9 protein-coding genes and 3 pseudogenes are annotated in these 8,103 nt (G+C 44.1%); all 12 read left to right on the top strand.

What is annotated here, in order from left to right; genetic code table 11:
- The first annotated feature begins 190 nt into the window (after positions 1-190).
- Positions 191-958 carry a fascin domain-containing protein gene (locus I6E24_RS14515; RefSeq protein ID WP_235329267.1) on the top strand — a complete coding sequence of 256 codons (768 nt, stop codon included), beginning with the start codon at positions 191-193 and terminating at the stop codon, positions 956-958.
- A 203-nt stretch (positions 959-1,161) separates the two neighbouring features.
- On the top strand, positions 1,162-1,446 hold the full coding sequence (locus tag I6E24_RS14510) for a DUF2589 domain-containing protein (RefSeq protein WP_235329265.1): 285 nt from the start codon (positions 1,162-1,164) through the stop codon (positions 1,444-1,446).
- A gap of 50 nt (positions 1,447-1,496) precedes the next feature.
- Positions 1,497-1,637, top strand: a complete 141-nt coding sequence (locus I6E24_RS14505; RefSeq protein WP_235329263.1) for a hypothetical protein — start codon at positions 1,497-1,499, stop codon at positions 1,635-1,637.
- A gap of 287 nt (positions 1,638-1,924) precedes the next feature.
- Positions 1,925-2,212: pseudogene (locus I6E24_RS14500) on the top strand (PD-(D/E)XK nuclease family transposase); the annotation flags it as partial.
- A 36-nt stretch (positions 2,213-2,248) separates the two neighbouring features.
- Positions 2,249-2,485 carry a type II toxin-antitoxin system HicA family toxin gene (locus I6E24_RS14495; RefSeq protein WP_394800414.1) on the top strand — a complete coding sequence of 79 codons (237 nt, stop codon included), beginning with the start codon at positions 2,249-2,251 and terminating at the stop codon, positions 2,483-2,485.
- 6 nt (positions 2,486-2,491) lie between these two features.
- Positions 2,492-2,842 (top strand): type II toxin-antitoxin system HicB family antitoxin, encoded by a 351-nt coding sequence (locus I6E24_RS14490; protein WP_235329259.1) that lies wholly within the window; start codon positions 2,492-2,494, stop codon positions 2,840-2,842.
- Positions 2,843-2,982: 140 nt separating this feature from the next.
- The gene (locus I6E24_RS14485; RefSeq protein ID WP_235329257.1) at positions 2,983-3,381 is read left to right on the top strand and encodes a hypothetical protein; all 399 of its coding nucleotides are present in this window, start codon (positions 2,983-2,985) and stop codon (positions 3,379-3,381) included.
- A 172-nt stretch (positions 3,382-3,553) separates the two neighbouring features.
- Positions 3,554-5,095 (top strand): ATP-binding protein, encoded by a 1,542-nt coding sequence (locus tag I6E24_RS14480; RefSeq protein WP_235329255.1) that lies wholly within the window; start codon positions 3,554-3,556, stop codon positions 5,093-5,095.
- A 22-nt stretch (positions 5,096-5,117) separates the two neighbouring features.
- Positions 5,118-5,969 carry an Rpn family recombination-promoting nuclease/putative transposase gene (locus I6E24_RS14475; protein WP_235329253.1) on the top strand — a complete coding sequence of 284 codons (852 nt, stop codon included), beginning with the start codon at positions 5,118-5,120 and terminating at the stop codon, positions 5,967-5,969.
- Positions 5,970-6,039: 70 nt separating this feature from the next.
- Positions 6,040-6,261, top strand: a pseudogene (locus tag I6E24_RS14470) (N-acetylmuramoyl-L-alanine amidase); the annotation flags it as partial.
- A 92-nt stretch (positions 6,262-6,353) separates the two neighbouring features.
- Positions 6,354-7,295 carry a GDP-L-fucose synthase family protein gene (locus I6E24_RS14465; RefSeq protein ID WP_235329251.1) on the top strand — a complete coding sequence of 314 codons (942 nt, stop codon included), beginning with the start codon at positions 6,354-6,356 and terminating at the stop codon, positions 7,293-7,295.
- Between the two features lie 41 nt (positions 7,296-7,336).
- Positions 7,337-7,912: pseudogene (locus I6E24_RS14460) on the top strand (GDP-mannose 4,6-dehydratase); the annotation flags it as partial.
- Between the last annotated feature and the right edge of the window lie 191 nt (positions 7,913-8,103).

Below are 8,103 nucleotides of genomic sequence, written 5' to 3'. Positions count from 1 at the left end.
TGTACTTTTGCTCATGGTTAAACTTTTAGTGTGGTGACTCAAAGATAACCAAAATAGGGCTGACTTCCAAAATCGGAGGACGGCCCTATCATTATAATGATGTATGAACTTTTAGCGGACAGTAATATTTTGGAATCAAATTTAATCATTTATCTATAACTTAAAATTTAATCATTTAACACTTAAATTTATGTTACAAATTGTATTAAGAGCTCTCGGAGCTGAAAATGGTAAATATCTTAGTCATGCTTTGAATAATGTATGGCTTCAGTGTGGAGTAAAAGGGGAAGGTGAAATCTTTATTTTAGAAAAATTGGCTAACGGACATGTAGCATTGGCTTGTATTGGAGCAGAAACCGGTACATATCTGAGCCATGCTTTTGGTCGCCTGTGGTTGCAGAAAGGTATACAGGGTGAAGGTGAGGAGTGGCTGTTACACGAAAATTCGGACGGTCATATTTCATTGGAATGTCTGGGAGCGGAAAAAGGTTTATATCTCAGCCATGCATTGGATAAAATGTGGCTGCAGAACGGATATCAGGGTGAAGGTGAATTGTGGTTGAAAGAAGTTTCTATAAATATGGCATATGAGGCACTAGGTGCTGAAAGAGGTAAATACCTCAGTCATGCATTGGATAATGTATGGTTGCAGAATGGTATCCAGGGAGAAGGAGAAATTTTTGTTCTTGAGAGTGTTGAGGGCGGTAAAGTGGCTTTGGCTTGTATTGGTGGCGAAAAAGGTAAATATCTAAGCCATGGCAACGGAAGATTATGGTTACAGGATGGTATCCAAGGTGAAGGTGAATTGTGGATATGCCATTATCATGGTGATGCTAATGTGTCTTTTGAATGTCTGGGAGCAGAAAAAGGTAAATACCTAAGCCACGCATTGGACAAAATGTGGCTGCAGAACGGATACCAGGGTGAAGGTGAATTGTGGAAGGAATATTTCAGATAAATCAGTTAGAAAAGCTATCGATACGGATAATATGATTATACGAGTTGCAGCTTATATAGTTGCAACTCGTATATTTATAAATAAGATATGCTGAATGTTGTATAGAACGAAATGAGACCAATCGTACTGTCATTGACTCAGCTGGTGTGGGGTAATTTCGGTGTTTCTATAGTGGATATTTGTTTTTTAAAGTATTGATTGGTATGAATGAAAAGAACAAAAAGAATAGAGAAAACACGGCTCCGTTCATAGGGCTGGTTCCGATTCCTTCATTGACAATAGACTGTGTGGACGTGAATTACCAAATGGAAGTGACAGATACCGGTGTCACAACTTTTGATATAAGCGAGGACAATCGTACGAATATCTCATTGGAATGGTTAGGGGTAAAAATAGAGCAATCTCAGTCGGAAGGGCTGACCAAGCTGAAGGAAATTATGGATGCTTATATCGAACCTATACCAAAAGTTGATAAAAATGGCGAATAGCTAATTTTGAATAATCAATTATTTTTTTATGAAACATTTATAACCTTATTATGATTCGTAATATTTTGACTACTTACGCTGCGAGTCTGGATGAATTCCTTTCTCGCTATTTCAACCAGCCGCAGGGACATGTCACAACGGGACAAATAGGAAACAGTACGATAATGCAACGCATCTCAGAAATAGAATAAAAAGATAATGGCAGGGCACCGTGACGGTAAGTCCTGCATTTTTTTTGTAGTTTAAATAATTAAATAGTCTTTACTTCCTCCCAAACACGGACAGAGGGGGACTGCATAATTCCACAGGACGGTATCTTTGCATAGAAGTTAAACCACTAAACATTAAGGGATTATGGACAATATTTTGAACTACTCTGTGGTGCACTTCAAAAAGGTGGAATAATGGTGTTTATAAGATTGGTATTTCGGAAACTTTTACGTAATTTTGTATCTGGTGGAATAAAACTTATAACTGTATGGGAAATTATATCCGTTTTGACTGGGCTATGAAGCGTCTGCTGCGCAACAAGGCTAATTATGCGGTACTGGAAGGACTGCTAACCACGCTGCTGGAGGAAAAGATGACCATTCACAGACTGCTGGAAAGCGAGAGCAACCAGGAGGATGAATTCGACAAGTACAACCGTGTGGATATGCTGGCGGAAAACTCGAAAGGGGAGCTGGTGCTGATAGAGGTGCAGAACAACAACGAGTTCGCGTATTTCCAGCGTATGCTGTTCGGAGCGTCGAAACTGGTGACGGAATAATAGAGAACTTATAAACTCAAGAACTCACATGGGATTGAACGATTCAAAAAGCTGCCAAAGGATTTTACCTTTGAAGAGACTCTTTCTTTGCTGGGTTACTTCGGTTATACCAAGCACAATAAAGGGGCTACTTCCGGTTCCCGTATTCGTTTCAAAAACGAAGAAACAGGGCAGTACATAGATATACATCGTCCTCATCCTGGAAGCATAATGAAAGCGTGGATGATGAAAGCTATTTACCAACATTTGAAGAATAACGGTTTAATATAAAGAATTATGGATTATTTGGAATATAAAGGTTATAAGGGTTCTGTGGAATACAGCAAAGAAGATAATTTTCTATGCGGTCAGGTTCAAGGAATGGGCAACAAAGCCTTGATTCTTTATGAAGGAACCACCATAGATGAACTCCGAAAGGATTTTGAAGAAGGGATTGACAGCTATCTTGAAGGATGTAAAGCAGATGGAGTTGAGCCGGTAAAACCGTTTAGCGGAAAACTCAATCTGCGTATGACTTCAGAGCTTCATGCACGAGTGGCCGCATTTGCCGCAAGTACAGGGATGACTATCAATGATTTCATCAACAAGGCCATTGTCAATGAACTGGAGCATGATTGTGCAATGTAAGTGATAAAGGTATTAACGCACTGTCAGAAGAACTGGTAGCATTTAGGATACTGGCTCAATCGGCTTAATTTCTAAATCCGAAACTTGAGTAACAAATAAAATTACTCCGTAAATTCTCAATACATAAAACTGATAAAATCATGCAACACATCCAGGAAATAGAATCAATCTTCAATCCTCGTTACCTTGACGAGGATTGCGGCTATATAGCCGTTCTTCTACGCGAATATGAAATCATTATATCGAAAAGCATGGACAGCGGCAACTACAAGGATGCCGTAACCTTGCTTCTTGCCATATTGGATTCGCTGACAAGGCATTTCGTGGAGGATGAGCATTATACTTACTTCGACGATATGTACAGCCCGGAATATGTGTGTCAGACCATAATAGAGAAAATGAACCGTAAAGCTGAAGCGGGTCTGTTCCCGGTGGAGGAAATAGTCAGACTAAAGGAAGGTCTGGAAAAGGTGAAGCAGACGGAGGCATACAGGGACTATGGGGCGTTGATGTTTGCCTTACGGTGTTTCAAGTATTAAACAGTATTTTAATGAAGGTGGAATAAGAGGGATTCCCCCATATCCGGCGGAAGGAACGCACGGGTGTGGGGGGATTTCAGTGTCTGTAAGATTGGTATTTCGGAAACTTTTCCGTAATTTTGTATCTGAAGCCTAACTTCTTAACTTCATAACTTCTTTAACTTCTAAAAAAATGAAATACCCTATAGGAATACAGAACTTTGAAAAGATACGCGAAGGCGGTTATCTTTATATAGACAAGACGGATCTGATATATGACCTGGTAAATAACGGTGTATATTACTTCCTGAGCCGTCCGCGCAGGTTCGGAAAGAGTCTGCTTATCTCTACGCTGGAGACTTATTTCAGCGGAAAGAGGGAGATGTTTGAGGGACTGAAGATTGCGGAACTGGAAAAGGAATGGGCGGTACATCCGATATTGCATCTGGACCTGAATACGGAAAGGTATGCCACTCCAAAAGATCTGGAAAACAAGCTTGACCTGTTTCTGAAGCAGTGTGAGGCTTTGTACGGCAAGAATCCGGATGAGTATTCGCTGGCGACAAGATTTGAGGGGGTGATACGCAGGGCGGCGGAGAAGACGGGAAGAAACACTGTTATCCTGGTGGACGAATACGACAAGCCGATGCTGCAGGCCATAGATAATGATGAGTTGCAGAATGAGTACAGGAGTACGTTGAAGGCTTTCTATGGGGCGTTGAAGTCGATGGACAGATATATCAGGTTCGCCCTGCTTACGGGGGTGACGAAGTTCGGGAAGGTGAGCGTGTTCAGCGACCTGAATAATCTGAGGGATATATCGATGCTGAAGGATTACGAAAGGATTTGCGGTATCACAGAGGAGGAGCTGCATTCCGAGTTCAAGGAAGGCATAAAGGAGCTGGGGACAGCAAACGATATGTCGGAAGAGGAAACGAAGGCGGAACTGAAGGAACTGTACGACGGGTATCACTTCAACAACAGATGTGTGGATATTTATAACCCGTTCAGCATACTGAATACATTTGCAAGTAACGAGTTCGGTGATTATTGGTTCGAGACTGGTACGCCTACTTTCCTGGTAGAGCTGATGAAGGGGTGCGGATATAGCCTGAAGAAGCTGATGAGGGAATATGCCACGGCGGACTCGCTGAACGGACTGGAGACTTTCAGGAAGAACCCGGTACCGATTTTGTATCAGAGCGGGTATCTGACAATAAAGGATTATGACAAGGAGTTCAGGACTTATATACTGGGGTTCCCGAACAGGGAGGTGGAGAACGGATTCATAAAGTTCCTGTTGCCGAGCTATACGGGAATGGACGGTTCGGACGCTACATTCGAGATTGTGAATTTCGTCAGAGATGTTCGTAACGGTGATACGGAGTCTTTCATGAAACGTCTGACGACTTTCTTTGCGGACACTCCGTATGAGCTGGTACGTGACCTGGAGCTGCACTTCCAGAACGTGATGTTCATCCTGTTCAAGCTGCTGGGATTCTATACGCAGGCGGAATATCACACCTCGGAGGGAAGGATAGACATGGTGGTGAAGACGAAGGACTACATATACGTGATGGAGTTCAAGCTGGACGGCACGGCGGAAGAGGCGATGCAACAGATTGAAAGCAAGGACTATGCACTGCCCTTCGAATGTGACGGAAGGAAGCTGGTGAAAGTGGGTGTGAACTTCAGCTATGAGAAGAGGAATGTGGAGAGGTGGATTGTGAAATAAAACTTATAAACTCAAGAACTGTATGGAAAATTATATCCGTTTTGACTGGGCTATGAAGCGACTGCTGCGCAACAAGGCCAATTATGCGGTGCTGGAAGGACTGCTAACCACTCTGCTGGAAGAGAAGATGACCATTCACAGACTGCTGGAAAGCGAGAGCAACCAGGAGGATGAATTCGACAAGTACAACCGTGTGGATATGCTGGCGGAAAACTCGAAAGGGGAGCTGGTGCTGATAGAGGTGCAGAACAACAACGAGTATGCGTATTTCCAGCGTATGCTGTTCGGAGCGTCGAAACTGGTGACGGAATATATCAACCGGGGTGAGGGATACGAGAATGTGCGGAAGGTGTACAGCGTGAATATCGTGTATTTCTCGCTGGGACACGGAAAGGATTTCGTGTATCACGGAAAGACGGAATTCATAGGGATTCACGAAGGGGACGTGCTGGAGCTGAGCCCGTTCCAGAAACAGACGTTCAAGGTGGACAAGGTGAGCCAGCTTTATCCGGAATATTATATCCTCAAGGTGAACGACTTCAACAGGGTGGCTACCACTCCGCTGGAGGAATGGATTTATTATCTGAACACGGGAAATGTGCCTGAACATGCCACTGCTCCGGGACTGGAAACTGTGAAGGAACAGTTGAAACTGGACCGCATGAGCCGTGAGGAACTGAAGGCGTACTACAAGCATCTGGACAATATCGTGATTCTGCGTGACAATATCATGACGGAACGTGCGGAAGGACGTGCGGAAGGACGTGCGGAAGAAAAAAAGGATATAGCACGCAATCTGAAATCATTGGGACTGGCTACAGAACAGATTCAGACTGCTACAGGACTTACAGCAGAAGAAATAGAGGGACTGTAGATAACCCATACCTAAAACTGCCGAAGATTTATATTTCCTGCTACAGGAGGATAAAGAGGAACGCTGCAAAAACTTTTATATCCGTCGTACGGGAGAGATTTGCGATATGCGTCCGGTAGAAAGAATAGGGGCGCACTGCAAGGGACACAACGAGGGCAGCATAGGCATCTGCTACGAGGGCGGACTGGACATAAAGGGCAACCCCAAGGACACACGCACTGCGGAACAGAAGCACGCCATGAAATGGCTGATAGAGACACTGAAGTTTGATTTTCCCTCATGCCACGGTTGTACGGTAGTACGCCGGGTGTGGGGGAATTTTTCGTTTATAAGGTTGATGTTACAGAAGTTTTCTGTAATTTTGTGCTTCAAAGATTTTGAGTAATGCAAAAGAACAGTAAAATATATGTGGCAGGACACCGGGGAATGGTGGGAAGTGCCATTGTACGGGAACTGCAGAAGCAGGGGTATACGAACATCATAACACGTACGCACAAGGAACTGGACCTGACAAGACAGGAGCAGGTGGAGAAGTTTTTCGCCGAAGAAAAGCCGGAATATGTGTTTCTGGCAGCAGCTAAAGTAGGTGGAATAATAGCGAACCAGACGGCTTTGGCGGACTTTATGTATGAGAACATGACGCTGGAGATGAACGTTATCCACTCGGCATGGAAGAACGGATGTAAGAAACTACAGTTCCTGGGATCAAGCTGTATCTATCCGAGAATGGCTCCACAGCCTATGCCGGAGAGTTGCCTGCTTACTTCGGAACTGGAGAAGACGAACGAGGCGTATGCTCTGGCGAAAATAAGCGGACTGAAATATTGCGAGTATCTGAACAAGCAGTATGGTACGGACTACATAAGCGTGATGCCGACCAACCTGTACGGACCGAACGACAATTATCATCCGGAACATAGCCATGTGCTGCCGGCGCTTATCAGACGTTTCCACGAGGCTAAGGTGGCAGGACTGAAGGAGGTGACCTGCTGGGGGGACGGAAGTCCGATGAGGGAGTTCCTTTACGTGGACGACCTGGCGAACCTGTGTGTGTTCCTGATGAACAACTACAGCGGGGACGAGACTGTGAACGCGGGAACAGGTAAGGAGATATCCATCAAAGGACTGACTGAGCTTGTGGCAAAGGTAATAGGATATGAAGGGGCTATACTCTGGGATACCACCCGTCCGAACGGAACGCCACGCAAGCTGCTGGATGTATCGAAGGCTAAGGCTCTGGGATGGACTTACAGGACGGAGCTGGAGGACGGTATCAGATTGGCATATGAGGACTTTCTGAATAATCCGATGAGGGCGGAACGATGATCTTTAAAGAAGTTAAAGAAGTTAGAGAAGTTAAGAAGGTAATGAAAAAGATAGCTTTGATTACGGGGGTAACGGGTCAGGATGGCAGTTACCTAAGTGAATTTTTATTGGATAAAGGTTATGAGGTGCACGGTATAATCAGAAGAAGTTCTGTGGACTATCGCGAGAGAATAGCTCACTTGGAGGGTATTCCTAATTTCCATCTGCACTATGCGGATATGAGCGACTCTATGTCTTTAGTAAAATTGGTAGGTAAGGTTCAGCCTACTGAAATATATAATCTGGCAGCACAGAGCCATGTGCAGGTGTCGTTCGACGCTCCTGAGTTTACAGCTGATGTGGATGCAGTGGGTGTGTTGCGTATATTGGAGGCTGTGCGAACAAACCATCTGGAGAATACTTGCCGCATATATCAGGCTTCGACTTCGGAGCTGTACGGTAAGGTGGAGGAGGTGCCTCAGAATGAGAATACTCCATTCCATCCTTATTCGCCGTATGCTGTGGCGAAGCTGTACGGTTTCTGGATTGTGAAGGAATATCGTGAGGCATACAATATGTTCTGCTGCTCTGGTATCCTGTTCAATCATGAATCGGAACGCAGAGGCGAGACTTTTGTAGCCGGAAATTACGAAAAAGGTCTAAGTGATTGAAAATGAGTTGCAGTTACCAACTCATAGTAGTAATAGGTTACGAATTAGTTAGTTATCTGCTGTTTTATTCTTCTGCGCATTGCGTAACCTTCAAAGAACTCTTCGTATGCAAAAGTAGCACTTTAATGGCATATATTGAAATAAAAATCCAGCTTTTT

The sequence above is a fragment of the Bacteroides caecigallinarum genome (assembly GCF_021530995.1).
GTDB lineage: Bacteria > Bacteroidota > Bacteroidia > Bacteroidales > Bacteroidaceae > Phocaeicola > Phocaeicola faecigallinarum.
This window is presented reverse-complemented; position numbering and strand designations above follow the sequence as displayed.

What these genes read in the sequence shown, in the direction of transcription:
- I6E24_RS14515 (WP_235329267.1), top strand. Translation starts at nt 191, where the DNA reads ATGTTACAAATTGTATTAAGAGCTCTCGGAGCTGAAAATGGTAAATAT.
- I6E24_RS14510 (WP_235329265.1), top strand. Translation starts at nt 1,162, where the DNA reads ATGAATGAAAAGAACAAAAAGAATAGAGAAAACACGGCTCCGTTCATA.
- I6E24_RS14505 (WP_235329263.1), top strand. Translation starts at nt 1,497, where the DNA reads ATGATTCGTAATATTTTGACTACTTACGCTGCGAGTCTGGATGAATTC.
- I6E24_RS14490 (WP_235329259.1), top strand. Translation starts at nt 2,492, where the DNA reads ATGGATTATTTGGAATATAAAGGTTATAAGGGTTCTGTGGAATACAGC.
- I6E24_RS14485 (WP_235329257.1), top strand. Translation starts at nt 2,983, where the DNA reads ATGCAACACATCCAGGAAATAGAATCAATCTTCAATCCTCGTTACCTT.
- I6E24_RS14480 (WP_235329255.1), top strand. Translation starts at nt 3,554, where the DNA reads ATGAAATACCCTATAGGAATACAGAACTTTGAAAAGATACGCGAAGGC.
- I6E24_RS14475 (WP_235329253.1), top strand. Translation starts at nt 5,118, where the DNA reads ATGGAAAATTATATCCGTTTTGACTGGGCTATGAAGCGACTGCTGCGC.
- I6E24_RS14465 (WP_235329251.1), top strand. Translation starts at nt 6,354, where the DNA reads ATGCAAAAGAACAGTAAAATATATGTGGCAGGACACCGGGGAATGGTG.